Source organism: Cognatiluteimonas telluris, assembly GCF_011320095.1.
GTDB lineage: Bacteria > Pseudomonadota > Gammaproteobacteria > Xanthomonadales > Xanthomonadaceae > Cognatiluteimonas > Cognatiluteimonas telluris.
The window spans coordinates 11,833-38,300 of record NZ_JAANOY010000019.1 but is presented as its reverse complement, the minus strand read 5'-3'; the positions used below and the strand labels follow the sequence as shown (position 1 = coordinate 38,300).

The 26,468-nt window shown below is 70.9% G+C and carries 27 protein-coding genes; 21 read left to right on the top strand and 6 right to left on the bottom strand.

Annotation, left to right across the window (positions count from 1 at the left end):
- The 13 genes from G7B67_RS09880 to G7B67_RS09820 form a co-directional block, all read left to right on the top strand.
- Nucleotides 1-1,273 (top strand): COG3904 family protein (locus tag G7B67_RS09880; RefSeq protein WP_207780907.1); only part of this gene is annotated, 1,273 nt, incomplete at its 5' end.
- 99 nt (nucleotides 1,274-1,372) lie between these two features.
- Entirely contained in the window at nucleotides 1,373-2,017 is a 645-nt protein-coding gene (locus G7B67_RS09875) for a ParA family protein (RefSeq protein ID WP_166211608.1), read from the top strand.
- A gap of 131 nt (nucleotides 2,018-2,148) precedes the next feature.
- The gene (locus tag G7B67_RS09870; protein ID WP_166211605.1) at nucleotides 2,149-2,625 is read left to right on the top strand and encodes a SixA phosphatase family protein; all 477 of its coding nucleotides are present in this window, start codon (nucleotides 2,149-2,151) and stop codon (nucleotides 2,623-2,625) included.
- Nucleotides 2,616-3,218: a YceI family protein gene (locus G7B67_RS09865; RefSeq protein ID WP_166211602.1), complete on the top strand. Its 603-nt coding sequence runs from the start codon at nucleotides 2,616-2,618 to the stop codon at nucleotides 3,216-3,218. Before G7B67_RS09870 ends, G7B67_RS09865 begins: the two co-directional genes overlap by 10 nt.
- Nucleotides 3,215-5,194: a phospholipase D family protein gene (locus G7B67_RS09860; protein ID WP_166211599.1), complete on the top strand. Its 1,980-nt coding sequence runs from the start codon at nucleotides 3,215-3,217 to the stop codon at nucleotides 5,192-5,194. Before G7B67_RS09865 ends, G7B67_RS09860 begins: the two co-directional genes overlap by 4 nt.
- A gap of 179 nt (nucleotides 5,195-5,373) precedes the next feature.
- The gene (locus tag G7B67_RS09855; RefSeq protein WP_166211596.1) at nucleotides 5,374-5,589 is read left to right on the top strand and encodes a hypothetical protein; all 216 of its coding nucleotides are present in this window, start codon (nucleotides 5,374-5,376) and stop codon (nucleotides 5,587-5,589) included.
- A gap of 90 nt (nucleotides 5,590-5,679) precedes the next feature.
- The gene (locus tag G7B67_RS09850; RefSeq protein WP_166211593.1) at nucleotides 5,680-6,129 is read left to right on the top strand and encodes a hotdog fold thioesterase; all 450 of its coding nucleotides are present in this window, start codon (nucleotides 5,680-5,682) and stop codon (nucleotides 6,127-6,129) included.
- A gap of 129 nt (nucleotides 6,130-6,258) precedes the next feature.
- The gene (locus G7B67_RS09845) at nucleotides 6,259-6,870 is read left to right on the top strand and encodes a YkvA family protein (RefSeq protein WP_166211590.1); all 612 of its coding nucleotides are present in this window, start codon (nucleotides 6,259-6,261) and stop codon (nucleotides 6,868-6,870) included.
- An 85-nt stretch (nucleotides 6,871-6,955) separates the two neighbouring features.
- Nucleotides 6,956-7,768 carry a lysophospholipid acyltransferase family protein gene (locus G7B67_RS09840; protein ID WP_166211587.1) on the top strand — a complete coding sequence of 271 codons (813 nt, stop codon included), beginning with the start codon at nucleotides 6,956-6,958 and terminating at the stop codon, nucleotides 7,766-7,768.
- A gap of 129 nt (nucleotides 7,769-7,897) precedes the next feature.
- Entirely contained in the window at nucleotides 7,898-8,836 is a 939-nt protein-coding gene (locus tag G7B67_RS09835; protein ID WP_243412324.1) for a YheT family hydrolase, read from the top strand.
- A 120-nt stretch (nucleotides 8,837-8,956) separates the two neighbouring features.
- Nucleotides 8,957-9,571, top strand: coding sequence for a YbhB/YbcL family Raf kinase inhibitor-like protein (locus tag G7B67_RS09830; RefSeq protein WP_166211581.1), 615 nt, complete (start codon nucleotides 8,957-8,959; stop codon nucleotides 9,569-9,571).
- Nucleotides 9,568-10,032, top strand: a complete 465-nt coding sequence (locus tag G7B67_RS09825) for a YkvA family protein (protein ID WP_243412323.1) — start codon at nucleotides 9,568-9,570, stop codon at nucleotides 10,030-10,032. The genes G7B67_RS09830 and G7B67_RS09825 overlap by 4 nt, the downstream gene beginning before the upstream one ends.
- A gap of 139 nt (nucleotides 10,033-10,171) precedes the next feature.
- Nucleotides 10,172-12,244 (top strand): putative Ig domain-containing protein, encoded by a 2,073-nt coding sequence (locus tag G7B67_RS09820; RefSeq protein WP_166211578.1) that lies wholly within the window; start codon nucleotides 10,172-10,174, stop codon nucleotides 12,242-12,244.
- Between the two features lie 127 nt (nucleotides 12,245-12,371).
- On the opposite strand, the gene G7B67_RS09815 is transcribed toward G7B67_RS09820, so the two are convergent.
- A complete protein-coding gene (locus tag G7B67_RS09815) occupies nucleotides 12,372-13,181 on the bottom strand; it encodes an undecaprenyl-diphosphate phosphatase (protein WP_166211575.1) in 810 nt (269 codons plus the stop codon).
- 259 nt (nucleotides 13,182-13,440) lie between these two features.
- On the opposite strand from G7B67_RS09815, the gene glnA reads away from it, so the two are divergent.
- A complete protein-coding gene (glnA, locus tag G7B67_RS09810; RefSeq protein ID WP_166211572.1) occupies nucleotides 13,441-14,850 on the top strand; it encodes a type I glutamate--ammonia ligase in 1,410 nt (469 codons plus the stop codon).
- A gap of 198 nt (nucleotides 14,851-15,048) precedes the next feature.
- Here the strand turns inward: glnA and G7B67_RS09805 are convergent, their stop codons facing one another.
- Nucleotides 15,049-15,246 (bottom strand): hypothetical protein, encoded by a 198-nt coding sequence (locus G7B67_RS09805; protein WP_166211569.1) that lies wholly within the window; start codon nucleotides 15,244-15,246, stop codon nucleotides 15,049-15,051.
- A 604-nt stretch (nucleotides 15,247-15,850) separates the two neighbouring features.
- Between G7B67_RS09805 and G7B67_RS09800 the strand changes: the two genes are divergently transcribed.
- From G7B67_RS09800 to G7B67_RS09785, 4 genes are all read left to right on the top strand, one after another.
- Nucleotides 15,851-16,993 carry a two-component system sensor histidine kinase NtrB gene (locus G7B67_RS09800; RefSeq protein ID WP_166211566.1) on the top strand — a complete coding sequence of 381 codons (1,143 nt, stop codon included), beginning with the start codon at nucleotides 15,851-15,853 and terminating at the stop codon, nucleotides 16,991-16,993.
- Entirely contained in the window at nucleotides 16,990-18,456 is a 1,467-nt protein-coding gene (gene ntrC, locus G7B67_RS09795; protein WP_166211563.1) for a nitrogen regulation protein NR(I), read from the top strand. The genes G7B67_RS09800 and ntrC overlap by 4 nt, the downstream gene beginning before the upstream one ends.
- 95 nt (nucleotides 18,457-18,551) lie before the next feature.
- Nucleotides 18,552-19,115, top strand: coding sequence for a superoxide dismutase family protein (locus G7B67_RS09790; RefSeq protein ID WP_166211560.1), 564 nt, complete (start codon nucleotides 18,552-18,554; stop codon nucleotides 19,113-19,115).
- Nucleotides 19,116-19,161: 46 nt separating this feature from the next.
- A complete protein-coding gene (locus G7B67_RS09785) occupies nucleotides 19,162-19,656 on the top strand; it encodes a GNAT family N-acetyltransferase (protein ID WP_166211557.1) in 495 nt (164 codons plus the stop codon).
- Between the two features lie 86 nt (nucleotides 19,657-19,742).
- Here G7B67_RS09785 and G7B67_RS09780 read toward each other — a convergent pair whose 3' ends face one another.
- The gene (locus tag G7B67_RS09780) at nucleotides 19,743-20,678 is read right to left on the bottom strand and encodes a hypothetical protein (RefSeq protein ID WP_243412322.1); all 936 of its coding nucleotides are present in this window, start codon (nucleotides 20,676-20,678) and stop codon (nucleotides 19,743-19,745) included.
- A gap of 127 nt (nucleotides 20,679-20,805) precedes the next feature.
- Between G7B67_RS09780 and G7B67_RS09775 the strand changes: the two genes are divergently transcribed.
- The gene (locus tag G7B67_RS09775; RefSeq protein ID WP_166211554.1) at nucleotides 20,806-22,083 is read left to right on the top strand and encodes an acetyl-CoA C-acetyltransferase; all 1,278 of its coding nucleotides are present in this window, start codon (nucleotides 20,806-20,808) and stop codon (nucleotides 22,081-22,083) included.
- 53 nt (nucleotides 22,084-22,136) lie between these two features.
- On the opposite strand, the gene G7B67_RS09770 is transcribed toward G7B67_RS09775, so the two are convergent.
- The 3 genes from G7B67_RS09770 to G7B67_RS09760 form a co-directional block, all read right to left on the bottom strand.
- Nucleotides 22,137-22,823, bottom strand: coding sequence for a hypothetical protein (locus G7B67_RS09770; RefSeq protein ID WP_166211552.1), 687 nt, complete (start codon nucleotides 22,821-22,823; stop codon nucleotides 22,137-22,139).
- Nucleotides 22,824-22,938: 115 nt separating this feature from the next.
- Nucleotides 22,939-23,613 (bottom strand): orotate phosphoribosyltransferase, encoded by a 675-nt coding sequence (pyrE, locus tag G7B67_RS09765; protein ID WP_166211549.1) that lies wholly within the window; start codon nucleotides 23,611-23,613, stop codon nucleotides 22,939-22,941.
- Nucleotides 23,606-24,157: a GNAT family N-acetyltransferase gene (locus tag G7B67_RS09760; protein ID WP_166211547.1), complete on the bottom strand. Its 552-nt coding sequence runs from the start codon at nucleotides 24,155-24,157 to the stop codon at nucleotides 23,606-23,608. Before G7B67_RS09760 ends, pyrE begins: the two co-directional genes overlap by 8 nt.
- A gap of 66 nt (nucleotides 24,158-24,223) precedes the next feature.
- Here G7B67_RS09760 and G7B67_RS09755 point away from each other — a divergent pair, with 66 nt between their 5' ends.
- Nucleotides 24,224-25,039, top strand: a complete 816-nt coding sequence (locus tag G7B67_RS09755) for an exodeoxyribonuclease III (RefSeq protein WP_166211544.1) — start codon at nucleotides 24,224-24,226, stop codon at nucleotides 25,037-25,039.
- Nucleotides 25,036-26,394 (top strand): AmpG family muropeptide MFS transporter, encoded by a 1,359-nt coding sequence (locus G7B67_RS09750; RefSeq protein ID WP_166211541.1) that lies wholly within the window; start codon nucleotides 25,036-25,038, stop codon nucleotides 26,392-26,394. The genes G7B67_RS09755 and G7B67_RS09750 overlap by 4 nt, the downstream gene beginning before the upstream one ends.
- Nucleotides 26,395-26,468: the final 74 nt, after the last annotated feature.

Genomic DNA, 26,468 nt, shown 5'->3' with positions numbered 1-26,468 from the left:
TGCGGCGGCTGCCTCCCCGGACCCTGCCGCGCCGCTGCGCGCCATCGTGCGCCGCGCCGGGGGCGGTGGCGCGCCAGCCCAGCGGGCGGGTCGTGGCCACGTTGCCGCTGCGATGGCAGGCACGCGCTGGCGGGCGCTGCTGGTCCTGGCTTGCGTACTGCCGCTGGGTTGCCAGCGTGCCCAGGCGCCGGCCCCGGCGACCCAGGTCGTGACCCTGGGCAACCAGGGCGACGCGCCCGTGCGGCGCGATCCGGACGTGGAGCGCCCGGCACCGCCGCCGGCCGATTACCTCTCCGGCACCCACTGGCCGCCCGCGCGCCTGCTCGAAGGCAAGGCGTGGCTGAGCTGCAGCTACGACTACACGGCCGACGGCGATGGCACGCCGGTCACGTCGCTGGATTTCCTGGCCCTGGTGGACACCCTCGGCCCCTGCCGGGATGGCCCCGACCACGGCACCGGACGGGTGCGCCTGCGTTACCACGGCAGCATCGGTCCGGGCTTCACCGCGCTGGTCGAGCGCGTCGGTGAGATCGCCCGCCGCATGGACATCGACGAGCGCATCCTGGACATCGACTCCACCGGCGGCCAGGTCGAGGAAGCCATCCGCGCCGGAGACGCCATCGCCGCCGCGCAGTGGGCGATCTGGGTGCGCGAGCGCTCGATCTGCCACAGCGCCTGCGTGCTGGTGCTTGCGGCCGGCGATACCCGCTCGGTCGCGGGCAAGGTCGGGATCCACCGCCTGATGCGCGACCAGTCCAGGGCCACCACCCGGCGTGAACTGAGTGCCGAATTGCAGGACATCACCGAACAGGTGCGCCAGTACCTGTATCGCAACGGTGTCGCCGCGAGCCTTGCCGACCAGATGATGACCATTCCCAACCGCGAACTGCGCATCCTCACGCCAGCCGAGCTGGCGCAGTTCGGGCTGTCGGGCACCAATGCGGTCCAGGACGATCTGGACCGGATCACGCTCAAGCGCGAGTGCGGGGAGGAATTCGTGCGCCGGCGGGACGGCTTCATGCGCGCCTTCGACAAGCAGTGCATGAAGCCTGGCGACGCGGCCGATGCGCAGCTGGCCTGCGGCCAGGAGCTGGAGCCGCAGTTCGGCTTCCCGGATCCCAAATGCGACGGGCAAAGCCCGATGAAGTACTACGCATTGCGGATCGGCGAATCGATGCCGGCCCCGCCGGTGGTGGCGGACTCGCGGATGCCGGCGGCGGAGCCGGCGCATCACGCCGGCAAGTCGCGGTCCTCGACCAGCGGCGGCCGCTGACGGCTGCGCCGCCGCTCACCGCCGCAGCGGTCCGCTGGTGGTGGCCGTGCTGATCCGGTGTAGGCTCCGCGGACCGACCGCGCATGCATGGGGAGCCTGATGAAGACGATCCTGGTGGCCAGTTCCAAGGGCGGAGTGGGCAAGACTACCCTGGCCAGCCACCTCGCGGCGCAGGCCGCGCTGGATGGCAGGCGCACGGTGCTCGTGGACGCCGACCCACAGGGATCGTCCACGCGCTGGGCGCAACGCCGCGCCGGCCTGGACAGCGCGGTGCTGCCGATCGACGGCGCCGGTGGCAAGGGTTGGCGCCGGCAGGTGCCGGATGACACCGACGTGGTGGTCATCGACGCCGCTGCCGGCGCGATGGCGTCCGACCTGGGCTCGTTCCTGGAACGCGCCGACGCGGTCGTGGTGCCGGTGCTGCCGTCGGTGCTGGACATGGAGGCCACCGTGGGCTTTCTCGACAGCCTTGCGAAACATCCACGCGTGCGCCGCGGCGAGCTCAAGGTCGGCCTGGTCGGCAACAAGCTCAAGCCCTGGACCACCGGTTCGCAGCAGGCGCTGGAGCAGTTGCAGCAGTGGCCCTACCCGTTGGTCGCGCAGCTGCGCGACAGCCAGGCGTATGCGCTGCTGGTCGGGTTGGGCAAGAGCCTGTTCGACTACCACTCCGCGCAGGTGCGCGAGCACCAGGACGACTGGCAGCCGCTGCTGCGCTGGCTGCGCAGGACGGGAAGCCGGGACTAGGCGGGCAACGGCGGACGTTGCGCCATGCACGCGACGTTCCAGCCAGGCCTGTTACCTGTGCCCATGATTCGCATGCTGCACTCGCGCCCGCCACGGCGACGCCCCTCCCGAACCCCTGAACCGGCGACCCCATGAGAGAACTGATCCTGCTGCGCCACGCCCATGCCGAGCCGGCCCGTCCCGGCCAGGCGGACATGGACCGGCCGCTGTCGCCCGAAGGCCTGGCCGAGGCGGAAGCCGCCGGCCGCTGGCTGGCCGAGCACCAGCTGGTGCCCGACTGCGTGCTGTGCTCGCCCTCGCGGCGTACCCGCGAGACGCTGGAATCGGTGCTGGCCACCGTCGGTTATGTCGACCAGCGCCTGGAGCCGCGGATCTACGAAGCGACGCCGGGAACCCTGGCTGCGCTGGCCGACGAGCACCGCGACACCGACCGGCTGTTGCTGGTCGGCCACAATCCGGGCCTGGAGGAACTGGCCGCGCTCATGCACAGCGGCCAGTCCGGCGACCATCGCGGCATGCCGCCAGGCAGCGTGGTGGTGTTGCACCTGCCGGCGCAGGCGTCGATCGAGCCGGGCATCGCCACCCTGCATTCGTTCTGGTGGCCGTGACCGCGGCGGCGCGGGCGCAACGGCAGCGCTGCACGCGGCAGGCATGGCGCACATGGACGGCAGGGACGGCGATCGCGCTGCTCGCCGCCTGCGCGCTGGCGGTGGAGATCGACCCGGTCGCCTCGCAGATCGGGTTCACCCTGCACACGCGCTGGGGCCAGGCGCTGCAGGGAAGCTTTCCCGATGCGCGCGGCACGGTCGACGAACTGCCCGACGGCCGCCACCAGGTCCGCCTGCAGCTGTCCACGCGCACGGTGGAGATCCTCGGGCATCCGTCCTACACCCGGCTGACCCGCGGCAGCGGCTTCTTCGATGCCGAACGCTTCCCCCGCATCGACTTCGTTTCCGACGCGTATCCGTCGCAGCTGCTGCGCAGCGGCGGTGAGCTGCCGGGCATGCTGACGATCCGCGACGTGCGTCGGCGCGAGGTGTTCACGATCCTTCCGGCCAGCTGCGAACATCCGGCGCGCGAGTGCGACGTCATCGCCAGCGGCAGCATCCACCGCGGCGACTTCGGCATGGACCGCTGGAACTTCGCGGTGTCCGATCGGGTGCTGTTCTCGTTGCGGGTGCGCGTGCGGGGCCAGGGATGACGGCGGGACGATTTCTGTTCCAGGCGCGTCCGCGACACTGGCGCCTGCTCGCCGTCGCGATGCTGGCGCTGGCCGCCAGCGCCTGCACCACGCTCTCGCCCGCGCAGCGCACGCGCGCCGAGGCGGTCGCCACCGCCGCGCGTTCCACCGCGCTGGACTGCGATCGCGCCGATGCCTGCGCGCAGCCATCGTCGCTGCATGCGCTGGCGACGCGCGCGTTCGCCGAAAGCAGCGCCGAAGCGCCACGCCATTACGTGCTGCTGCTCGACCGCGGCCCGGACGCGATGCTGGCGCGGATCGCGCTGATCCGCAGCGCGACCACCTCGATCGACCTGCAGACCTACATCTTCGACGAGGATGACGCCGGCCACCTGGTGCTGGACGAACTGCTCAAGGCCGCGCGCCGCGGCGTGCGCGTGCGGCTGCTGATCGACCAGCTGTCCGCGCTCAAGCGCGTCGACACCCTGGCCGCGCTCGCCACCGCGCACGCCAACTTCTCCATCCGCATCTACAACCCGGTGCTTGGCCGGGCGCGGATCAACTACCCGCAATACCTGCTGGCGTCGGCATGCTGCTGGCATGCGCTCAACCAGCGCATGCACACCAAGCTGCTGCTGGTCGACGATGCGGTCGGCATCGCCGGCGGGCGCAACTATGCCGACGACTATTACGACTGGTCGCCGGACTACGACTTCCGCGATCGCGACGTGCTGGTGGCCGGGCCGGTCGCGCTGGCGATGGGCGGCAATTTCGAGGACTTCTGGGCCAATGTGCGCAGCCGTCCGGCCGAGCAGCTGTCCGATGTCGGCCGGCGCCTGCTGCACGGCCCGCCGCCGGCAGTGTCGCATCCGCCGGCGGAGCAGCCGCAACGGGTGGCGGCGATGTCGCGCGACGCCGACGACGACGCCCTGGTGCGCGCGCGGCTCACCGACCATGCGCTGGCGGTGGGCGCGGTCGATTACCTGGCCGACCTGCCGCAGAAGCACAGTGAGTCCCACCAGGGCCCGGCGCGCGCGTCCGAAGGCCTGCGCGCGCTGATCGACGGCGCACGGAGCGAAGTGCTGCTGCAGACGCCCTACCTGGTGCTGTCGAAACCGGCGCAGCAATTGTTCCGGCAGATGCGCCGCCGCGCCTCGCCGCCGCGGGTGATCGTGTCCACCAACAGCCTGGCATCGACCGACTCGTTCATCACCTACGCGCTGGCCTACAAGTACAAGCGTCGCTACCTGCGCGACTTCGGCTTCTGGATCTACGAGTACAAGCCGTTCCCGGCCGATGCGCCGATCGACCTGGCGGCGACCGGCGCGGCGCTGCCGACCATCGCGCTGCCGAGCGACGAGGACCTGTCGCAGGCGCGCGAACGCGAAGTGCGTGCCCGTCGCGCGCGCCGCGAACGCGACCAGGGGTCCGTGGTCGGCCACTACCGGCGCCCGCTGCAGAGCGAATACGCCGCGCTCGCCGCGCGTCGGCGCAACCTGGAGCGGGTTCCGCTGCAGCGTGCCGGCGTGCGCATCGGCCTGCATGCCAAGTCGCTGGTGGTCGACGAGCGCGTGGGCGTGGTCGGCACCCACAACTTCGACCCGCGCGGGGACCGCTACAACACCGAGAGCGCGGTGGTGGTGCACGACCCGGCGTTCGCCGCCGAACTGGCGGACAGCATCCGCCGCGACACCTCGCCGGCCAACAGCTGGGTGTCGGCGCCACGGGCCAAGGCGCCGGTGTTCTCCGGACTGGAGTATTCGCTGGCGAAGTTGTCCGAGCGGATGCCGATCTTCGACCTGTGGCCGGTGCGCTACGCCACCGATTACGAATTCCAGCCCGGCCCCGACTGCCCCGCGCCGCTGCCGCCCGGGGATGACGCCTTCCATCGCTGCTACCGCCCCGTCGGCGATTTCCCCGAGGTCAACCTCGGCTTCAAGACCCTGATGACACGGATGTTCACCGCCTTCGGCGCGGGGTTCGCACCGGTGCTGTAGGGCGACTGGCCCGCAACCCGCGGAAGGCGGGTTGAGACCCCCTGCGCGTGACGTACGCGATGCGCCGCAACGGTGCGAACCCCTTTTTCCACGAGGGTGACTTCCGGCCCATGCCGAGGTCGATTTGGTGTTGTACTTTACCAACACACCGAGTCACCGAGGCCACCCAGGAGGCTGTCATGAACACCCCGCCGCGTTCGATCTTCCCGTTCCGCTCGCCGTTCCAGACCTCGATCCCGCGTCCGGCGCCAGTCGCCCGGGCGCTGCCGGAACTGGCCCGGCGCGAGTACGTGGAGCGGGATTTCGGCATCGGCTACGGCCGCAGCAGCGGTTACGCCAGCCCACGCCGCTATGCCAGTGCCTGGAACGGCCAGCCCCGCTTCCGCTGCGTCTGAGTCCCCGAGCCCAAGGCGGGCCGCGAAGGCGACCGGCATTGCGATGACCCCCGCCGTGCCGGTCGCCGGAGCGTCCGGTATCGTGGCCCGATGACCGAGCCCGCCCGCCATTCGCGCCTGTTCCGCCGCAGCGCCACGCTGGAGGCGCTCAACGCGCTGTCGCGCGGCACCGCGATGGAGCAGCTGGGGATCCGCTTCACCGAGCTCGGACCGGACTACGTGCGCGGCACGATGCCGGTCGATGCCCGCACCCACCAGCCATACGGCCTGCTGCATGGCGGCGCCTCGGTGCTGCTCGCCGAGACGCTGGGCAGCAGCGCCGGCAACCTGTGCGTCGACGACGACGCGTTGTGCGTCGGGCTGGAGATCAACGCCAACCACCTGGCCGCGGTCCGCGATGGCATCGTGACCGGGACCGCCCGGCCGCTGCATGTCGGTCGCAGCACCCAGGTGTGGGAGATCCGCATCGAGGACGCCGCCGGGCGGCTGGTCTGCATCTCGCGCCTGACCCTGGCCGTGGTGGCGCGCCGCGCGCCGTGAGCGATGGTGGCCGAAGGGGGCCGCCGCCTTCGTTGTCCTGCGCTGACGCCCGGCCCCGGCGTCGATTGACGCACCGCCGCCCGCGCCCCTAGTCTGCGCGTTCCACTCTCGCCACCGCACGGATCCGCCATGTCGATCTCGCTCAACTTCGAACTCAACGACCAGGACCTCGCGCATTTCCATGAGGCCATGGCCAAGTCGAAGAAGGCGGCCGAGGGCAAGAGCGCGAAGGAAATCATCGACTGCGCCGCGCAGTTGCTGGTCGATGCGCAGAAGGTGCGGATCCCCGATTTCATCCTCGAGCGCCTGCTGCGCCTGGACGACATGATCGCGATGGTGCGCGACGAAGCCTGGGCGATGAGCGAGGAGGACAAGGACCGCGTGCTGTCGGCACTGGTGTACTTTTGCGATCCCGAGGACGTGATCCCCGACCACGTGCAAGTGCTGGGCTTCCTCGACGACGCGGTGATGATCGAGTTGTCGGTGCGCGAGCTCAAGCACGAGATCGACGCCTACGACGACTTCTGCGATTTCCGCGCGCACGGGGCGCAGCGCCGCGGGCTGGAGGCGGACAAGGTCGGCCGCGCCGACTGGCTCGCCGGACGCCGCGAGGAACTCACCGAGCGCATGCACGAGCGCCGCGAGCGCGACATGGGCGTGGGCTACGGCAAGTCCAGTGGCTACGGGTCCTCGCGGACCTACACGCGCGCCTGGCGCCCGGGGCTGTTCACCTTCCGCTGATCGGCCACGGCCCCGTGCCGGCCGCCCGCTCCGCCCGTCATCGCGGCTGCCGCTGCCGCGCCATGGCCGTGTTCCCAAGGACTCCATGACCGATCCGTCCAAGCCCGCCGTCGCCCGTGCCGCGGCGGGCAGCGCCATCGCGCGCGCGCTGCGCTACACGCTGCGCGTGCCCTGGCTGCTGTGGCACGTGCTGGTGATGCTGCCGCTGACGGTGCTGCTGATCACGCCGCTGACCGCCGGCCTGCAGGTGGGCGGCATGCGGCTGGAGGAGCGCCTGATCCGGGCGTGGTCGCGCGGGCTGCTGCGGGTGTTCGGCTTCCGCATCGTGCGCATCGGCGCGCCGCTGGAGGTGGCGACGATGTTCGTCGCCAACCACGTCACCTGGGCCGACATCGTGCTGTTGCACAGCCAGAAGATGATGGGCTTCGTGGCCAAGCGCGAGATCGCCAGCTGGCCGGTGGTCGGCTGGATGGCCGCGCGCGCGCAGACGATCTTCCACCAGCGCGGCAACACCGAGTCACTGGGCGGCGTGCTGCAGGCGATGCTCGCGCGCCTGCGTGGCGGGCACTCGGTGGGGGTGTTCCCCGAAGGCCGCACCCGCGACGGCACCCAGGTCGGGCCCTTCCACGCGCGGATCTTCCTGGCGGCGGTGGAGTCGGGCGCCCCGGTGCAACCGGTCGCGCTGCGCTACGGTCCCGGCGGCGACGCGCAGGCGCGGGTGGCATTCCAGCCGGGCGAACATTTCCTCGGCAATTTCCTGCGCCTGCTCGGCGAGCCGGCACGACGGGTGGAAGTGCACTTCCTCGCGCCGATCCTGGCCAGCGATGTCGAAGGCCGCCGCGGCATCGCCGAGTGCGCGCGCGAACGCATCGTCGCCGCCATGGCGCAGCCGGACTAGGCAATGGGAAGCCAGCCACCCGCGACGGCGTCTTCCGCATCGAACGCGCCCCTGCGGCATGCCGCAGGGGCGGACGGCGACCTGCCGTACGTGTCGCCGGCATGGCTGCGCAGCCCACACCTGCAGACGATGCTGGGGTCCAGTCCCTGGCGCCGGCGTCGCGGCGCCGAACTGCTGGCCGCGACCGCCGCGACCACCACCGGCCACCTGGTCGACGGCGGCGACGGCGTGCGCCTGCATGGCCTGCACAGCGCGGTGCCGGGCGTGGCGCCGCGCGGGCTGGCGCTGCTGCTGCACGGCTGGGAAGGCAGCGCCGAGTCGAGCTACATGCGCCTGACCGCCGCGCACCTGCTGCGGCAGGGATTCGAAGTGTTCCGGCTCAACTTCCGCGACCACGGCGACAGCCATCACCTCAACGAAGCGCTGTTCCATTCCAACCGCATCGACGAGGTGGTGCACGCCGCCTGCGATGTCGCGCGGCGGATGCTGCCGCCGGGCACGCCGCTGGTGGCGGCGGGCTATTCGCTGGGCGGCAACTTCGCGCTGCGGCTGGCGTTGCGCGCGCCCGCGGCTGGCCTGGCGCTGGCTCGGGTGGCGGCGGTGTGCCCGGTGCTGGATCCGGCCCACACCATGGTCCACATGGAGCGCGGCTGGCGGGTGTACCTGCGCCACTTCGAGAACAAATGGCGCGAGTCGCTGGAGCGCAAGCGCGCGCTGTTCCCGCAGCGGCACAACTTCGACGACCGCACCCTGCGGCTGCACATGCGCGAGCTGACCCAGTGGCTGGTCGAACGCCACACCAGCTTCGGCAGCATCGACGAATACTTCGACGGCTACTCGATCGCCGGCGAGCGACTGGCGGGGCTGCAGGTGCCGGCCGACATCCTGATGGCCGCGGACGACCCGGTGATCCCGCTGGATGATTTCCACGCGCTGGTGCTGCCGCCGCATGCCCGGCTGCAGATGACCGCCCATGGCGGCCATTGCGGCTTCCTGCTCAATGCGCGCATGGACGGTTACGGCGAGGCATGGGTGGCGCGGCGGCTGGCGCAGGCGGCGACGGCGTAAGCGACGCGCCTGCTTACAATCGGCGCAGGCCGCCGGCGCGCGATGCGCCGCGGGTCACGCCGATCGCACGCCGTAGCGCGTAGACAGGGCTCGACCAGGCCGGCGACAGTGGAGGAAAACATGCAAATCGGCAGCGCGAGTTTCGAGCACCGTGGTCGCATTCCCGCCGAATTCGCGCTGGGCGCGCCCGGTGGTTTCGGCGGCAACCGCAATCCGCAGTTGCATTGGGACGACGTCCCGGCCGGCACGCGTTCGTTCGCGGTGCTGTGCATCGATACCGATGCGCCCACCGATCCATCGACGGTGGGGCGCGACGACATCGAAATCCCGGTCGACCAGCCGCGCACCGAATTCGTGCACTGGGCGATGGTCGACCTGGGCGCCGACCTGCGTTCGATCGCCGCCGGAAGCTGCAGCGACGGCGTCACCGCGCACGGCAAGCAGGCGCCTTCCGGGCCGGCCGGTGCACGCCAGGGCCTGAATGGCTACACCGGCTGGTTCGCCGGCGATCCGGACATGGGTGGCGATTACTTCGGTTACGACGGCCCCTATCCCCCCTTCAACGACCTGCGCCTGCACCGCTACTTCTTCCGCCTGTTCGCGCTGGATGTCGCGCGGCTGCCCGTGCCCGAGCGCTTCGACGCCGGCGACGTGTTCGCCGCGATGCACGGCCACGTACTGACCGAAGCCTCAGTGATGGGCACCTACTCGCTGCATCCCGGCGTGCGCGGTTGAGCCGCGAACCTCCGCGCACCGCCAAGGAGCAGGGGTCCGGGCACCAGCTTCGCGGCGTGCGCCTGCGCCAGCGGCTGGCGCGGATACGCCAGGCGTGGGGACGGCGACTGCATGCCTTGCGCCGCGATGCGCTGGTGGTCTATTACGCCGCCCGCGATCCACGCCTGCCATGGGGCGTGCGGCTGCTTGCGCTTGCGGTCGCGGCCTACGCGCTGAGCCCGATCGACCTGGTCCCGGATTTCATCCCGGTGCTGGGCTACCTCGACGACCTGGTGCTGGTGCCGCTGGGCGTGGCGCTGGTGATCCGATGGGCGCCATCGCTGGTCCTGATCGACGCGCGGCTGCAGGCCGCCGCGACGGCCGCGCGTCCGGTGAGCCGGATCGCCGCCGCGGTGATCGTGCTGGCGTGGCTCGTGACGCTGCTGCTGGCCTGGCTGGGATGGCGTCGCTGGCGCGGTTGAAGCCGATGTCCGCCCACGCGGCGCTCCGGCGTTGTAGCTCCATGGGGAAATAACGATCGGGGAACGGGTCATGGATGGACGCAGCAGGGGCGCGCGCGCGCCGCGGAAGACGGCACGCACGCGGCGGGGCGCGCGCGCCATGGCCTGGCCGATGGTGCTCGTGCTGTGGCTGGCGTGCGCCGGGCAGGTGCTGGCGCAATGCATCAACACGGTCGGCCCGGCGGTCCTTCCCGGCGGCACCGTCGGCGTGCCCTACGCGCAGTCGATGACGGCCAGCGGCCCGGCGCCGAGCACCTTCGTGGTGTCGGCCGGCGCGCTGCCGGCGGGCGTGACCCTCGCCGCCGACGGCACCCTCAGCGGCACGCCGACCACGCCGGCCAGCTACAACTTCACCGTCAGCGCCACCGACTTTTCCGGCTGCCTGGGCTCGCGCCCCTATACCGTCGCCATCGTCGCCCCGCTGGTGACCGTGTCGCCGGCCACCCTCGCCAACGCCACGGCGGGCGCCGCCTATTCGCAGCTCGTCACCGCCAGCGGCGGCACCGCCCCCTACACCTTCGCGGTCAGTGCCGGCAGCCTTCCCGCCGGCGTGACGCTCGCCGCGGGCGGCGCGCTGACCGGCACGCCGACCACCGTCGGCAGCGCCAACTTCACCATCACCGCCACCGACGCCTTCGGTTCCACCGGCGTGAACACCTACAAGATCGCGATCCTCGCGCCGACGATCGTGCTGGCGCCGACGACCTTGCCCGCGGCCCAGGCGGGGAAGGCCTACGCGCGGCTGCTGTCCGCCAGCGGCGGCACCGGCCCCTACGGCTTCACCGTGACCAGCGGGAGCCTGCCTGCCGGGCTGGCGCTGGCGACCAACGGCAACCTGTCCGGGACTCCGACCGGGCCCGGCGTCCAGGCCTTCACCGTCACCGCGACCGACGGCAACGGCTTCACCGGCAGCCGCGGCTACACCCTGACCGTCGCCAACGGACCGCTTCCCACGGGGGCCTCGCGCACGATCACGACCCAGATGGGCATCCCGGTGCAGGTGGACCTGACCAGCGGCGCCAGCGGCGGCCCGTTCACTTCGGCCGCGGTGGTGGCGGTTGGCGCGGGCGGCAGCGCGACCGTCGACGCCAACCAGGTGCTGACGTTCACCCCCGCACCGGGCTTCCTCGGCAACGTCCAGGTCGATTACACCCTGAGCAACACCTGGGGCGCGTCGCCGGTGGCGAGCATCCTGTTCGTCGTCGACGCGCGCCCGGACCCGACCGCCGATCCGGACGTGATCGGACTGGCCACGGGCGTGGACGCCAGTGTGCGGATCTTCGCCGAGACCCAGACCCGCCACGTCGACGATCGGCTGGACGCGCTGCACGACCTGGGCCCGGACCTGTGGGGCTGGTGGGTGAGCGGCACCACCCGTGGCGGCGACCGCGATGCGGACGCCGACGGGCCGGCGCAGGACTTCCAGGTCGACGGCTTCACCATCGGCGGCGACTATCGGCCCAACGGCCGTTTCGCGTTCGGCGGCGCGCTGGGTTACGACCGCAGCCATGACCGTGTCGGCGACCGCGGCAGCCGCCTTGGCGCGCGCGCGACCAGCGCCATCGGCTACGGCAGCTTCCATCCGGACCTGCCGTTCTTCCTCGACGGCACGGTAGGGCACCAGCGCATCACCGTGCACACGCTGCGCGCGTTGCCGCAGGGGACGACCCTGGCCGATGGCGAGCGCGGCGGTGAGCAGACGTTCTCGTCCTGGTCCAGCGGCTACCGCTGGAAGCACAAGACCTGGCAGCTGTCCGCCTATGGCCGCCTGGATGCGGCGCAGGCGCGCCTGGACGGCTACGCCGAGGACGGCGATCCGACCCAGGCGTTGCGCTACGACGAGGAGGCGATCGCCACCCGGACCCGTACCCTGGGCGTACGCGGCAAGTTCCAGCACAAGACCCGCTGGGGATTGGTCGAACCGCGCGCGCGGGTGGAGTTGCTGCACGATTTCCACGACCTGGGCGGCACCTGGGTGCAGTACGTGGACCAGGCCGACGGGCCGCGCTACTTCGTCGCTCCGCAGGACGAAGGCGGCAATCGCGAGGTGCTCGAGCTGGGCGTGGTGTTCAAGACCCGGCTGCTGACCATCAACCTGCAGTACCTGGGCATGTACGGCGGGCTGTACGACAACGATCGCGCGTTCTCGGTGACGTTCCAGAACGCGCGTTGACGTCGCCCCGGCACGGCCGGGCGAGCGGTGGCCGAAGCCGAACGGTCACCGCCACCGGCGCGGGCGAATCAAGCACCAGGACGCGTCGCCGACGCGGCGTCCCGGCAGGCTCCCGTACCCGGGCGCCTCAGCTGCCCAGCGGTACCAGCAGCAACAGCGCCGCGCCCAGCGCCATGCGATATAGCGCGAACGCCGTGAACCGGTGGCTCTGGATGTAGCGCAGCAGCCACTTCACGGCGATGAACGCGGTGACCGCCGCGGCGACGAAGGCGATCCCCAGGCCCGTCCAGTCCTCGCCATCGATGCCGCCGGCCTTGTAGACATCCAGCAACTCGTACGCGGTCGCCGCGAACATGGTCGGGATCCCGACCAGGAATGCGAACTCGGTCGCCGCCACCCGGTTGGTGGTGCCAAACAGCAGCGCCACGAAGATCGTCGCCGCCGAGCGCGACGTGCCGGGAAAGACACCCGCCACGACCTGCGCGATGCCGACCAGCACCGCCACCGTCCAGGTGATTGCGCTGCGCTCGCCGAGCGCCTGCGCGCGGCGTGCGGCGAAGTATTCGGCGGCCAGCATCCACACCCCGCCCAGCAGCAGTGCCCACGCCACCGGGGTCACGGTCTCGGGCAGCTCGAAGCCGAGCTTCTTCACCACCAGGCCGAGCACCGCGGTGACCAGGAAGGCCAGCGCCAGCTTGAATGCGTAGTCGCGGCTGGCCGGGTCGCGCAGGAAGCCGACCAGCAGCTGCCACAGCCGCTGCCGGTAGATCAGCACCACCGCCAGGATCGCGCCGGCCTGGATCGCGATGTTGAACAGGTCGCTGCGATGGCCCAGCCAGCGCTCGGCAATGAGCAGGTGCCCGGTGCTGGAGATCGGCAGGAATTCGGTGATGCCTTCGATGACGCCGAGCAGGAGGTCGGCGAGGAGATGGTTCATGGGATGCCCGGCGTGGGAAACGGGAGGTGTGGATCGCAACCGCGTGGAAGCATAGCCGAGCCCGCGTCTGCGCCAACTTGGTGCATTCCGGTGCTGCTGCACAAAGCAGGTGCAGATCTGCCGTCTCCGCGCCGCCGGAGCGCAAAGGGATCAAGGGCTTACGGCGCCACCAAGGCTGGCATGCCCCTTGCTAACCACATCCCGGAATGCCGTTGCATCGATCCGCCCTCCCATTGCCCGAACCCCGGAGCCCCATCCCATGTCGTTGGACACCGTCGAAAAGCTGATCAAGGACAACAAGGTCGAGTTCGTCGACCTGCGCTTCGCCGACATGCGCGGCGTGCAGCACCACGTGACCTTCCCCAAGTCGATCATCGACGCCAGCCTGTTCGAGGACGGCAAGATGTTCGACGGTTCCTCCATCGCCGGCTGGAAGGGCATCCACCAGTCCGACATGGTGCTGCTGCCCGATCCGTCGACGGCGTTCCTGGATCCGTTCACCGCCGATCCGACGATCGTGCTGACCTGCGACATCCTCGATCCGGCAACGATGCAGGCGTACTCGCGCGATCCGCGCGGCGTCGCCCGGCGCGCCGAGGCCTACCTCAAGTCCAGCGGCATCGCCGAGCAGGCGTTCTTCGGCCCGGAGCCCGAGTTCTTCATCTTCGACTCGGTGCGCTACGCCAACGAGATGGGCCACACCTTCTTCCACATCGATTCGGAGGAAGCGGCGTGGAATTCGGGTCGCGAGTACGCCGGCGGCAACACCGGCTACCGCCCGGGCGTGAAGGGCGGCTACTTCCCGGTCGCGCCGCTGGATTCGCTGCACGACCTGCGTGCCGAGATGTGCAAGACGCTCGAAGCCGTCGGCATCGAGGTCGAAGTGCACCACCACGAAGTCGCCAACGCCGGCCAGTGCGAGATCGGCACCAAGTTCAGCACGCTGACCAAGAAGGCCGACGACCTGTTGACGATGAAGTACATCATCAAGAACGTCGCCCACCGCAACGGCAAGACCGCGACCTTCATGCCCAAGCCGATTGTTGGTGACAACGGCAGCGGCATGCACGTGCACCAGTCGCTCGCCAAGGGCGGCACGAATCTCTTCACCGGCGACGGCTACGGCGGCCTGTCGCAGATGGCGCTGTGGTACATCGGCGGCATCTTCAAGCACGCGCGCGCAATCAATGCGTTCGCCAACTCGACCACCAATTCGTACAAGCGCCTGGTGCCGGGCTTCGAGGCGCCGGTGATGCTGGCGTACTCGGCGTCGAACCGCTCGGCGTCGTGCCGCATCCCGTACGTGTCCAATCCGAAGGCGCGCCGGATCGAGATCCGTTTCCCGGATCCGATGAACTCGGGGTATCTGATTTTCGCCGCGTTGATGATGGCCGGCCTCGATGGCATCAAGCACCAGATCGATCCGGGTCCGCCGAGCGACAAGGATCTCTATGACCTGCCGCCGGAAGAAGAGAAGAACATCCCGACCGTGTGCCATTCGCTGGACCAGGCGCTGGAAGCGCTGGACAAGGATCGCGAGTTCCTCAAGGCCGGCGGTGTGTTCAGCGACGACTTCATCGATGCCTACATCGGCTTGAAGATGAAGGAAGTCACCGCGTTCCGCGCGGCGACGCATCCGCTGGAGTACCAGATGTATTACGCGATCTGAGGCTTGGCTGGTGGCCCGGGGCCACCGACGCGCGCGCCGCGATCGTATCGCAACCGGAACCGTCCCCGCGCCTGCCGATGCCGTTGGCGGCGGACGGGCGGGGGCGGAAGGCCGGCAAAAAAGAAGCCCGGGGAACGTCCTGTTCCCCGGGCTTTTTCATGCGACGGCATGGAGCCCATCGCGCGTCATGCGTCGGCGCTAGCGGCCCTGGCTGCTGTCCTGACGACGCTGGCTGCCCTCGTCCTGGCGGGTCTGGCCGCTGGCCTGCGGGCGGTTCTGGCTGGCCTCATCCTGGAGGTTCTGGCCACTGGCCTGCTTGCGGCCCTGGCTGTCGTCCTTGCTGCTGCCATCCTGGCGATTCTGGTTGTCGCCTTCGCGCGTGCTGTTGTTGCCCATCTGCATGTTCTCCAATGACACCGACCGTTCGCCGGTCCGACCACGGTGCGCAGGCGTCAATGAGAGATGCGTGACCGCGGACGCATTCAGCGTGATGCGCGTTTCGTGCCGGAATCAAGCGGTTCAGTGAAAATTTTTCATCCTGCATGCCGCGTCGCGGTCGCCGATGTCGAACGCACGTTGCCTCGTCGGCTGCCACGCGAAAACCGGCGAGCCGGGATCTCCTGCGTCACCGCGTTGTCGACGGACGCGAAGGATCGAGCCGACATCGACCCGACATCGACCCACCGGATTCGCGGTCACGCGCGTCGATCGCGATCTTCGATCGATCTTCGATGGATCCTCGATCGGTCCTCGATCAGCGCGCCTTGCAGCGCGGCCGGAGCAATCCCCACTCGCTGGACCTCGCCGCGCAGCGGCTACGCGGATCCATTCGCGGTCCACGTGCATTGCGGTCCAGGTGCACGGTGATCGGCGAACCTCGCCAACGCACCGACGGCGCGGCCAGCGCGCATGCGGACCCCGGCCCGGGCACGGGAACCCTCCTGCACCGCGGGCGGCGCGCGGTCGGCACGCGCGGCGGCGCTTGCACTAAGATGGTGCAATGCCGCCCGATCCCGTCTTCGCCGCCCTGGATTTGCTGGCCACGCCCGTGGCCTGGGCCGCCCCCGACGGGCAGCTGCGCGGCGCCAACCAGGCCTTCGCGCGCTGGCTCGGGGTCAGTGCGCGAAGGCTGCCGGGGCTGCCGCTGGCGGCGCTGGAGCACGACAGCGACATCCTCGCCCAGCTGCTGGCGGCGCGCCCGCCGCGCGAGCTCACCCGCGTGCGCCGGCTGGCGCTGGCCTATCCGGGCAGCGAGCTGCCGCACTTTGCCGATGTCGCGCTCACCCACCGCGACGACGGCTGGTGGCTGGAAGCCCACCCGGTCGACGAATTCCCCGGCGAGGACCCCGCGCTCGCGCTGCCATCGGCGTTGTCGGCGGCGCTGAAGGGATTGGCGCACGAGTTGCGCAATCCGCTGGCCGGGCTCAAGGGCGCGGCGCAGCTGCTGGCGCGGCGCGCGGTCGACGCCGACGCGCGCGAGCTCACCGGCCTGATCGAATCCGAAGTCGAGCGGCTGACCGCGCTGCTCGACCGGCTGCTGTCGCCGGCCCCGCCGCGGCCGTTCGAGCCGCTGAACATCCACGCCGTGCTCGAGCGCGTACTGCGGCTGGCCGAAACCGACGCCGGCTGGTCGGTGCGGCTGGCGCGCGATTACGACCCCAGCCTGCCCGAACTCGTCGGCGACGCCGACCGATTGACCCAGGCGCTGTGGAACCTGGTGCGCAACGCGCTGGAAGCCGGCGCTGCCAGCGTCACCCTGCGCACGCGCGTCGAACACGGCGTGCGCATCGGCGACGAGGCCCACGCGCTGGCCTTGCGGCTGGAGGTCGTCGACGACGGCCGTGGCGTGCCGGAGGACCTGAGCGAGCGCATCTTCCTGCCGCTGGTCAGCGGTCGCGCCGAAGGCAGCGGGCTGGGCCTGGCGCTGGCGCAGCAGGTGGCGCGCGAGCACCGCGGCTCGCTGGCCTACCGCTCGCGCCCGGGGCACACGGTGTTCACGCTGCTGCTGCCGATCGAGGCCAGGCCCGCCGACGCAGGCGCGAGCGAGGGCAGCATGAGCGACGGCAACGCCGGTGACGCCAGCGCGACCGCAGCCACGCCGGTGGCGCGCGTTGCCGCTGGCGACAGGGATACGGTTCGATGAGTGCCGCGCGCGTCTGGGTGGTCGACGACGATCGCAGCGTGCGCTTCGTGCTGGCGACGGCGCTGCGCGAGGCCGGCTACGCGGTCGACGCCTTCGATGGTGCCGCCGCCGCGCTCGCCGCGCTGCGCGCGCACGGACCGCCGCAGCTGTTGTTCACCGACGTGCGCATGCCCGGCGACGACGGCCTGGCGCTGCTGGAGTCGCTCAAGGCCGCGCATCCACACCTGCCGGTGATCGTGATGTCGGCCTACACCGACATCGCCAGCACCGCCGGCGCGTTCCGTGGCGGTGCGTACGACTTCCTGTCCAAGCCCTTCGACCTCGATGCGGCGGTGGCGCTGGCCGCGCGCGCGTTGCCGGACGTGCGCGACGCGGGCGATGTCGACGTCGGCATCCGCACCGACGCCGACATCGCACCGGCGACGCCAGCGTCTTCAGCGACCGCGACACAGGACACCGCGCAGTTGCTCGGCGACACGCCCGCGATGCGCGCGCTGTTCCGCAGCATCGGCCGGCTCGCGCAGGCGCCGTTGTCGGTGCTCATCACCGGCGAGACCGGCACCGGCAAGGAGCTGGTCGCGCGTGCGCTGCATCGCGAGTCGCCGCGCGCGCGCAAACCCTTCGTCGCCCTGAACACCGCGGCGATTCCGGCCGAGCTGCTGGAAAGCGAACTGTTCGGGCACGAGGCCGGCGCCTTCACCGGCGCCAGCCGGCGCCATGTCGGGCGCTTCGAGCAGGCCAACGGCGGCAGCCTGTTCCTCGACGAGATCGGCGACATGCCCGCGGCGCTGCAGACGCGGCTGCTGCGGGTGCTGGCCGAGGGCGAATTCTTCCGCGTCGGCGGCCGCGAACTGATCCGGGTCGACGTGCGCGTGATCGCCGCCACCCACCAGCCGCTGGACGCGCTGGTGGACGCGGGCCGCTTCCGCGCCGACCTGCTGCACCGGCTGGATGTCGTGCGCCTTCAGTTGCCGCCGCTGCGCGAGCGCCGCGACGACGTGCCGCTGCTGGCCGAACGCTTCCTGCGCGCCGCCGCCGCGCGCCTGGGCGCACCGGCCAAGCGCTTCGCCAGGCCCGCGCTCGAACGCCTGCGCGCGCACGACTGGCCCGGCAACGTGCGCGAACTGGAAAACACCTGCTGGCGCCTGGTCGCGCTGGCGCCGGGGGAGACCATCACCGTCGCCGATCTCGACGGCGCGCTGCGCAGCGGCGACGTGGTCGGCGCCACGGCGCACGCACAGGACTGGGAAGCCGGCCTGGCCGCCTGGGCGCGCACGCAGCTGGCCGCCGGCACGCCCGACCTGCATGCGCGGGCGCGCGCGCGCCTGGACCACGTGCTTCTCGACGCTGCATTGGCACAGACCCGGGGCCACCGCAGCCAGGCCGCGGCGCTGCTGGGGCTGGGGCGCAACACCGTCACCCGCAAGCTGGCATCCCCACGCCGGCGCGGACCGCCGACATGAGCGGCCGCGCCGCCCGCGCGCGCCCCGGTCTTGAAGCCGCTGTCGTCGCCGCCTACCGTCGAACGTTCCCGTCCACCCCGGCCCAGGAGAAGTTCATGCGCCCACTCGCACTCGCCGTTCCGCTCGCCCTCGTGCTGGCGGCCTGTAGTTCGGTCCCGGTGGCCACCGGCCCGGGCCGCGCGCCGTCGTCCGTCCCCGGCGCGCCGGCGCATCGCGCGGTGGCGCACCTGACCGCCGCGTCGGGAAGCCTGGTCAGCGGCACCCTGCAACTGGCATCGACGGCGCGCGGGGTGCGCGTGACCGGTGAGATCGGCGGCCTGGCGCCGGGCAGCAGCCACGGCTTCCACGTGCACGAAACCGGCGACTGCAACGCCGCCGATGCCTCCGGCGCCGGCGGTCATTTCAATCCGACCGCCGCGCCGCACGGGCGCGCCGGCAGCCGTCACCACCATGCCGGCGACATCGACAACATCACCGCCGGCTGGGATGGTGTGGCCCACGTCGACACCCAGCTGGCCGGCGTGAGCCTGGGCGATGGCGGGCCGGAGGACATCGCCGGGCGCGCGTTCATCGTGCATGCCGCCGCCGACGACTACCGCTCGCAGCCGTCCGGCAACGCCGGCGCGCGCGTGGCCTGCGGCGTGATCCGGCTGCAGTGACGGTGACGGCGGCGATGCACGCCGATGTCGCGCATGGGTCGTGCGCATGAGCGCCTATCGGATTCGTCCGGCGCAGGCCGCCGATGCCGGGCTGCTGGCGCAGTGGGCGGCGGCGATGGCGCTGGAAACCGAGCACAAGCACCTGGATCCGGCGACGGTGCAGGCGGGTGTCGCCGCCGGCCTCGCCGATGCCGCCCGGGCGCGTTACTTCATCGCCATGCACGACCTGCCGGTCGCCGGCCGCGAAACCATCGGCAGCGCGGTCGGCACGTTGATGTTCACCCGCGAATGGAGCGATTGGCGCAATGGCGACTGGTGGTGGATCCAGAGCGTGTACGTCGCGCCGGAACATCGCCGCCAGGGCGTGTACCGCGCGCTTTACCGCCACGTCGAGCAACTGGCGCGAGCGACCCCGGATGTGATCGGCCTGCGCCTTTATGTCGAGCGCGACAACCAGCGCGCGCAGCAGACCTATACCGCGTTGGGCATGGTCGATGCGGGGTACCGGATCTTCGAAGCAGAGTTCGCGCGCGATACCTGAGGCGTTGGCGCCAACGTCGCATAGCCTCACCTTGCGGCCAAAGGTTGGTCTGGCTCGCGACCTGCGTCGGCGGGTTGAAACCCGCCCTACAGGTCCGGCGCAGCGGCGTTGCCGCAATGGGCGAAGGTGACCGGCACGCCGTGGGCACCGAGCACGGCGGCGAACTGCCGCTGCCGCGCCTGGAACAGTTCGAAGCGCCGCTCCAGCCGCGCATCGTCCGCCGCGACCTCGGACGCATAGCGCGCGCGCCACGCGGCCGGCGAGAACAACGCGATTCGCGCTTCGCCATCGCAGTAGTGCAGCAGCGGTTCCGGCGGCGCGTCGAGCCACTGCTCGCTGCCGGGCGACAGCAGCGCGGCTTCCAGCACCGGCCACAGCGCGGCGATGCCGCCGTGTTCGTACTGCAGCGCCATCATCGCGGCCAGGTCGTGCAGGGTGAGGTAGCGCGCGTGTTCGACCTTGAGTCCGAACAGCTCCTGCGCCAGCAGGGCGGTGCCGGCGCCAGCCATGCCGCGCTCGAGCAGGTCGCGTTCGAAGGCGTCGCCGACGGTGGCGACGACCTCCGCGGGCCCGCCCAGCAGCCATGGCACCAGCCGCAGCGGGCCGCCGGCATGTTCGGGCGAGGGCGCCAGCGTGCCCGGCAACTGCCCGCCATGCGCGCCGAACGCGATCACCCGCCCGCCTTCGCCATCACCCGTGCCGTGGGCGCGTGGCGCGCGCGCGGCGAGCTGGTCGAGTTCGTGGTGCAGCGGCCAACCCGGGCGCAGCAGTTCGACCGCGTCGTAGTGAGCGCCGACGATGACCAGCTCCAGCTGCATCGCCTCGCCCTGGAATCCGGCCAGGTCGTGCGCGATCGCCGCCGCCAGTTGCGCCGCCGCCTGTTGCGGCAGCCAGGGCTGCGCGGCGTCGCTGCCGGGGGCCAGTTCCAGCGCCAGCGCGCCCAGGATCCGGATGTCGCCCGAGGACGCCTCGCCCGCGGTGGGGTCGCCGGCAGGCACATCGATGTCAGGCCGCAGCGGCATCCGGTGCATCCGTGATTGGCCCTGCATCGTGCCGGGCGTAAACTTCGAACGACATTATGCCCGTCGCGTTCGACGGGTCACCGGCTCGCCGCCCGCGTCGCGCCAGTGGTCTGCCCCGAGGTGATCGATGCAGCAAGGCCGTCCCGTCGCCATCCTCGGCGGCGTCCGCATTCCCTTCTGCCGCCAGAACACGGCCTACGCCGATGTCGGCAACCTCGGCATGTCGGTGCGCACGCTCGGCGCACTGGTGGAGAAGTTCGACCTGCATGGCCAGCAACTGGGCGAAGTGGCGATGGGGGCGGTGATCAAGCTGCCCGGCGACTGGAACCTCGGCCGCGAGGCGACGCTGTCCTCGGGCCTGTCGCCGCTGACGCCGGGCATCACCCTGCAGCGCGCCTGCGGCACCTCGCTGGATTCGATCATCACGGTCGGCAACAAGATCGCGCTGGGGCAGATCGACGCCGGCATCGGCGGCGGCTCGGACACCACGTCCGACGTGCCGATCGTCTACGGCCAGGCGTTGCGCCGGCGCCTGCTGCACGCGGCGCGCGCGACGACAACGCGGCAGAAATTCGAAGCCTTCAAGGGCTTCCACCTGCGCGAGCTCAAGCCTGAATTCCCGGGCGTGAGCGAGCCGCGCACCGGCAAGTCGATGGGCGACCACTGCGAGGACATGGCGCGGCACTGGGCGATCGCGCGCGATGCGCAGGATGCGTGGGCGGCCGGTTCGCACCACAAGCTCGCCGCCGCCTACGAGCGCGGCCTCCTCGACGACCTGGTGGTGCCGTTCCGCGGCGTGGCGCGCGACAACGTGCTGCGCCCGGATACTTCGCTGGAGAAGCTCGCCACGCTCAAGCCGGCCTTCGACAAGACCTCCGGCCACGGCACCCTCACCGCGGGCAACTCGACGCCATTGACCGACGGCGCCGCCGCCTGCCTGCTGGCGAGCGAGGACTGGGCGCGCGCGCATGGGCACGAGCCGCTGTGCTACCTGCGCGACGCGCAGGTCGCGGCGGTCGACTTCGTGCATGGCGAAGGCCTGCTGATGGCGCCGACCATCGCGGTGCCGCAGATGCTCGCGCGCAACGGATTGACCCTGCAGGATTTCGACCTCTACGAAATCCACGAAGCCTTCGCCGCACAGGTGCTGTGCACGCTGCGCGCGTGGGAGAGCGCCGACTACTGCCGCACGCGGCTGGGGCTGGAGGCGCCGCTGGGGCGGATCGATCCGCAGAAGATCAATCCCAACGGATCGTCGCTGGCGACGGGCCATCCGTTCGCGGCGACCGGCGCGCGCATCGTGGCGATGGCCGCGAAGGAACTCGCCCAGCGCGGCGGCGGCCGCTGCCTGGTCTCGATCTGCACCGCCGGCGGGATGGGCGTGGTCGCGATCCTGGAGCGCTGAGCGCGGCGCGTGGCGCCCAGGCACGGCGACCACCGGCTGCGCCGACAGCCGCTTCAGCCGCCCGAGGTCGTGGCGGGCGCGGTCGCCACGTCGCCTGCCTGCTTCTGCTTGAGCGCCTGGTAACGCGCCACCGCGTCGGCGAGTTCGCCGTCCAGGGCGCCCCGGTCGTGTTGCTGCTGGGCGAGGATGCTCTGCTGCTTCTCCAGTTGCGCATGCTGGTTGCGAATGCTGCCCAGCAGCGCCTGCGGAACCGGCTTGCCGGCCAGCTCCAGGCCGCTGGCCTGGCTGAGCAGGCTGGCCAGGCTCAGGCGCAGGTTGGCCACCCCCAGCAGCGAGGCCTTGATGTTGGCGTCGACCAGGCCGATGCGCTCGCCGAACGCGCGTCGAAGGTCGGCTTCGGTCCCGTAGGACTCGACCATCGCCAGGTCGCGGCGCTGGCGGGCGAGCTCGGCGTCCACCAGCGCCTGGGCCTGGTTGGCGGCGGCGGCGGCCGCGGCCCGCTCCTCGGGCGTCATCGCGCGGGCGACGGCACCGGTCTGCATCCCGCTGTTGGCGCTGATCTCGGTGCGCGCCGCGGCTGCGGCTTCCGGCGGCAGCGCGTCGCCGCAGATCTTGTGGCCGCTGCTGTCGGTCCAGCAGTAGAGCTTCTTGCCTTTTTCCTGCGGCGCCGCGCTGGCCGCAGCGCCGAGCAGCGCGGACAGCACCAGGACGGAAATCGCGGTACGACGGATCGTGGTCATGCCTGCAGCCCCTGTTCTGCAATCGAGACGAAGGTGTTCATCGGCTCGTGATGCCTGTCGATGGAAACCACACTGCGGCGGGCGCCGGCAAAACCGGCTGCGGCGCACGCCCGCGTCAAGCGGCCTGGCAGCCGTAGCGGCTGCGATAGGCGAGCAGCTGCTCGCGCTGGGCGACAAGTTCCGCGTTTTGCCCGGCAAACGCAAGCAGGTCCGACAGGCCAGCGACGGCCACCACGGCCAGCCCGTATTCACGCGCGACCGCCTGCGCCGCCGATTCGCGCACGGCGGCATCGGCGTCGACGACTTCCTCGCGATCCAGCGCGATCGCGATCGCCACCGGCGTGCCGCCGGCCTGCGTGATCAGCGCCAGCGCCTCGCGCACCGCGGTGCCGGCGGTGATCACGTCGTCGACGATGAGCACCCGCCTGCCGTCCAGTGGCGCACCGATCAGCGTGCCGCCTTCGCCATGGGCCTTGGCCTCCTTGCGGTTGAACGCCAGCGGCAGGTCGCGACCGCGGCGCGCATAGCTGCAGGCGACCGCGGTCGCCAGCGGGATGCCTTTGTACGCCGGGCCGAACAGCAGGTCGAAGTCCAGGCCCGCGCGCGCGGCCGCCGCATCGATGGCATCGGCGTAACAGTCGCCCAGCGTCGCCAGCGCGAGGCCGGAATCGAAGCGCCCGGCATTGAAGAAATACGGACTGACGCGTCCGGACTTGAGCGTGAACTCGCCAAAGCGCAGGGCCTGCGCCTGCAGCGCAAGGGCGAGGAAGCGGGCGCGGAATTCATCCATGCGCCCATTGTCCCATGTGCGTTCCGGCGACGGCGACTGCCGCGCGCGGTGGATGCAGCTCGCGCAGCATCAGGTGTTGCGGGCCGGCGCGACCGCCGGCGAGGCAGCGACCGGTGTCGATGAAGCCGGCGTGGCGATAGGTGGCGACCGCGGCGCGGTTGCGGCAGTGCACCGCGAGCAGCAGCACGCGGCGATCCGGATGCCGCGAAGGCAGGTCCTCGCACATCGCCAGCGCGGCGCGCGCGCCGAGCCCACGTCCCTGGTAACGGCGGTCGATGAGGAACGCACGCAGCCCCACGCTCGCGGCTGCATAGCGTTGCCCGGTGATCGCGTTGGGCGAGAAATCCAGCCGGTACGAGCCGATGGCAGTCTCGCCGAGCACGACCACCATGCCTTCGCTGCGCGGATCGGCCAGGGTGTTGACGACGTTGAATCTCGGGCTGCCGACGTAGGCGTCCTGGCCGGGTCCCACCTCGAGCGCACCGACCCGTTCGGCCCAGGCCTGCGTGAGCGGGACGACGTGGAGACGCGGCGACGGGCACATCGCGAAAGCATAGCCTGCGCACAATCCGCTACGCTTCCGGCGAACCGACTTCCCGCCCGGATCCGCATGCGCATCGTCACCTTCAACGCCAATGGCCTGCGGTCGGCCGCCAGCAAGGGTTTCTTCGACTGGTTCGCAGGACAGGACGCGGACGTGCTGTGCGTGCAGGAGACCAAGGCGCAGGAGCACCAGCTCAGCGGCGAGGCTGGCGCGAAGAACGGCTGCTGCCCCGACGGCTACAAGGCCTGGTTCCGCGATGCGAGCACCAAGAAGGGCTACAGCGGCGTCGCGATCTACGCCCGCCGCGAGCCCGACGCGGTGCACACCGCGCTCGGTTGGGACGCGTTCGACGAGGAAGGCCGCTATATCGAGGCGCGCTTCGGCAATCTCAGCGTGGTGTCGATGTACGTGCCGTCGGGCTCGTCGGGCGAACTGCGGCAGGGCTTCAAGTTCGAGGTGATGGACTGGCTGAGGCCGACCCTGGAGCAGTGGGCCCGCAGCGGCCGCGACTACGTCCTGTGCGGGGACTGGAACATCGTCCGCAGCGCGCTGGACATCCGCAACTGGAAATCCAACCAGAAGAATTCCGGCTGCCTGCCGGCCGAGCGCGACTGGCTCAACGGCCTGTGCGCAGAGGCCGACGGTGGCGCCGATGGCTGGGTCGACACCTACCGTGCGTTGCATCCCGAAGGCCAGGACTACACCTGGTGGAGCAACCGCGGCGCCGCGCGCGCGAAGGACGTCGGCTGGCGCATCGACTACCAGCTGGCGACCCCGTCGCTGCGCGCGCGGCTGGCCGGTTGCGGCATCGCGCCCTCGCCACGCTTCTCCGACCATGCGCCGTACTGGGTGGACTACGCGCTGCCGGGGTGGTCGGCATGATCGCGGCGTTGCGTGCGTGGTGGAAATCGCTGGATGTCTACGCCGATCCGCGCGTGCGCGCGATGCTGTTCCTGGGCTTCTCGTCCGGGCTGCCGTTTCCGCTGGTGCTGACGACTTTGTCCGCCCGCCTGCGCCAGGCCGGCATCGACCGCACCACGATCGGTTACTTCAGCCTGGTGGGGCTTGCGTATTCGCTGAAATATTTCTGGTCGCCGATCGTCGACCGCCTGCCGCTGCCGGGGCTGCAGCGGCTCGGGCGCCGGCGCAGCTGGATGCTGCTGGCGCAGTGCGGCATCGCCGCCGGGCTGGTGTTGATGGCGATGGCCGATCCGTCGGTCGACGCCGAACGCGTCGCCTGGCTGGCGGTGTTCACCGCGTTGATGTCTTCAACCCAGGACATCGCCATCGATGCCTATCGCATCGAGGCGGCGGCGGTCGAATCGCAGGGCGCGATGGCGGCGGCCTACCAGATCGGCTACCAGGTCGCGCTGATCTGCGCCGGCGCCGGCGCGCTGGCCTCGGCGGCCGGTTACGGCTGGCACGTGGCCTACCTGATCATGGCCGGCTGCGTGGCGGTCGGCATCGTCACCACGTTCGTGATCGCCGAGCCGACGACGCGCATCGATCGCGCGACGCTGGCGCAGGAAGCGCGCGTCACTGCCTTCCTCGAGCGCAGCCGGCACTGGCCGGCGCCGCTGCGGCATGCGGTGGCGTGGCTGATCGGCGCGATCGTGTGCCCGTTCGTGGATTTCTTCTCGCGCAACGGCCTGCGCGTGGGGTTGCCCATCCTGCTGCTGATCGCCACCTATCGCCTGAACTACACGACCATGGGCGTGGCGGCCAACACCTTCTACCTGGACATGGGCTTCACCCTGGACCAGATCGCGCTGGTGTCGAAGATCTACGGCGTGATCATGACCATGGTCGGCGCGTTGGCCGCGGGCCTGCTGATCCGCCGCTACGGCATCGCGCGCACGCTGCTGGTGGGCTGGGTGCTGCTGACGATCGCCAATCTCGTCTACGCGCACATCGCCAGCATCCATCCCGGCATCGCCTGGCTGGCGACCGCGGTCAGCGCCGACAACGTCGCCAACGGCATCGCCGGCACCGCGTTCATCGCCTACATGTCGTCGCTGACCAACACCGCCTACACCGCGACCCAGTACGCGCTGTTCGGCACCCTGTGGAGCCTGCCGGCCAAGACCATCGCCAGCCAGTGGGGCCGGATCGTGGACGCCTGGGGCTACCCGCCGTTCTTCGTCTATACCGCCGTCATCGGGCTGCCGTCGCTGGTGCTGGTGCTGTGGCTGCTGCGGCACGAGCGGCGCGAGCGGCTGGCGGCGGCGCCGGCTTGAGCCGGACCGGGCATCCCATGCGGGGCCAATGCAGCGACAGTGCTAGATTGCCGCCGCCCCGCAGATGCGGGCGC

What these genes read in the sequence shown, in the direction of transcription:
- G7B67_RS09800 (WP_166211566.1), top strand. Translation starts at nt 15,851, where the DNA reads ATGCCGCCCGATCCCGTCTTCGCCGCCCTGGATTTGCTGGCCACGCCC.
- G7B67_RS09785 (WP_166211557.1), top strand. Translation starts at nt 19,162, where the DNA reads ATGAGCGCCTATCGGATTCGTCCGGCGCAGGCCGCCGATGCCGGGCTG.
- G7B67_RS09750 (WP_166211541.1), top strand. Translation starts at nt 25,036, where the DNA reads ATGATCGCGGCGTTGCGTGCGTGGTGGAAATCGCTGGATGTCTACGCC.
- G7B67_RS09835 (WP_243412324.1), top strand. Translation starts at nt 7,898, where the DNA reads ATGCTGGGGTCCAGTCCCTGGCGCCGGCGTCGCGGCGCCGAACTGCTG.
- G7B67_RS09790 (WP_166211560.1), top strand. Translation starts at nt 18,552, where the DNA reads ATGCGCCCACTCGCACTCGCCGTTCCGCTCGCCCTCGTGCTGGCGGCC.
- ntrC (WP_166211563.1), top strand. Translation starts at nt 16,990, where the DNA reads ATGAGTGCCGCGCGCGTCTGGGTGGTCGACGACGATCGCAGCGTGCGC.
- G7B67_RS09780 (WP_243412322.1), bottom strand. Translation starts at nt 20,678, where the DNA reads ATGCCGCTGCGGCCTGACATCGATGTGCCTGCCGGCGACCCCACCGCG.
- pyrE (WP_166211549.1), bottom strand. Translation starts at nt 23,613, where the DNA reads ATGGATGAATTCCGCGCCCGCTTCCTCGCCCTTGCGCTGCAGGCGCAG.
- G7B67_RS09870 (WP_166211605.1), top strand. Translation starts at nt 2,149, where the DNA reads ATGAGAGAACTGATCCTGCTGCGCCACGCCCATGCCGAGCCGGCCCGT.
- G7B67_RS09850 (WP_166211593.1), top strand. Translation starts at nt 5,680, where the DNA reads ATGACCGAGCCCGCCCGCCATTCGCGCCTGTTCCGCCGCAGCGCCACG.
- G7B67_RS09815 (WP_166211575.1), bottom strand. Translation starts at nt 13,181, where the DNA reads ATGAACCATCTCCTCGCCGACCTCCTGCTCGGCGTCATCGAAGGCATC.
- G7B67_RS09830 (WP_166211581.1), top strand. Translation starts at nt 8,957, where the DNA reads ATGCAAATCGGCAGCGCGAGTTTCGAGCACCGTGGTCGCATTCCCGCC.
- G7B67_RS09840 (WP_166211587.1), top strand. Translation starts at nt 6,956, where the DNA reads ATGACCGATCCGTCCAAGCCCGCCGTCGCCCGTGCCGCGGCGGGCAGC.
- G7B67_RS09875 (WP_166211608.1), top strand. Translation starts at nt 1,373, where the DNA reads ATGAAGACGATCCTGGTGGCCAGTTCCAAGGGCGGAGTGGGCAAGACT.
- glnA (WP_166211572.1), top strand. Translation starts at nt 13,441, where the DNA reads ATGTCGTTGGACACCGTCGAAAAGCTGATCAAGGACAACAAGGTCGAG.
- G7B67_RS09855 (WP_166211596.1), top strand. Translation starts at nt 5,374, where the DNA reads ATGAACACCCCGCCGCGTTCGATCTTCCCGTTCCGCTCGCCGTTCCAG.
- G7B67_RS09805 (WP_166211569.1), bottom strand. Translation starts at nt 15,246, where the DNA reads ATGGGCAACAACAGCACGCGCGAAGGCGACAACCAGAATCGCCAGGAT.
- G7B67_RS09845 (WP_166211590.1), top strand. Translation starts at nt 6,259, where the DNA reads ATGTCGATCTCGCTCAACTTCGAACTCAACGACCAGGACCTCGCGCAT.
- G7B67_RS09755 (WP_166211544.1), top strand. Translation starts at nt 24,224, where the DNA reads ATGCGCATCGTCACCTTCAACGCCAATGGCCTGCGGTCGGCCGCCAGC.
- G7B67_RS09820 (WP_166211578.1), top strand. Translation starts at nt 10,172, where the DNA reads ATGGCCTGGCCGATGGTGCTCGTGCTGTGGCTGGCGTGCGCCGGGCAG.
- G7B67_RS09775 (WP_166211554.1), top strand. Translation starts at nt 20,806, where the DNA reads ATGCAGCAAGGCCGTCCCGTCGCCATCCTCGGCGGCGTCCGCATTCCC.
- G7B67_RS09760 (WP_166211547.1), bottom strand. Translation starts at nt 24,157, where the DNA reads ATGTGCCCGTCGCCGCGTCTCCACGTCGTCCCGCTCACGCAGGCCTGG.
- G7B67_RS09860 (WP_166211599.1), top strand. Translation starts at nt 3,215, where the DNA reads ATGACGGCGGGACGATTTCTGTTCCAGGCGCGTCCGCGACACTGGCGC.
- G7B67_RS09770 (WP_166211552.1), bottom strand. Translation starts at nt 22,823, where the DNA reads ATGACCACGATCCGTCGTACCGCGATTTCCGTCCTGGTGCTGTCCGCG.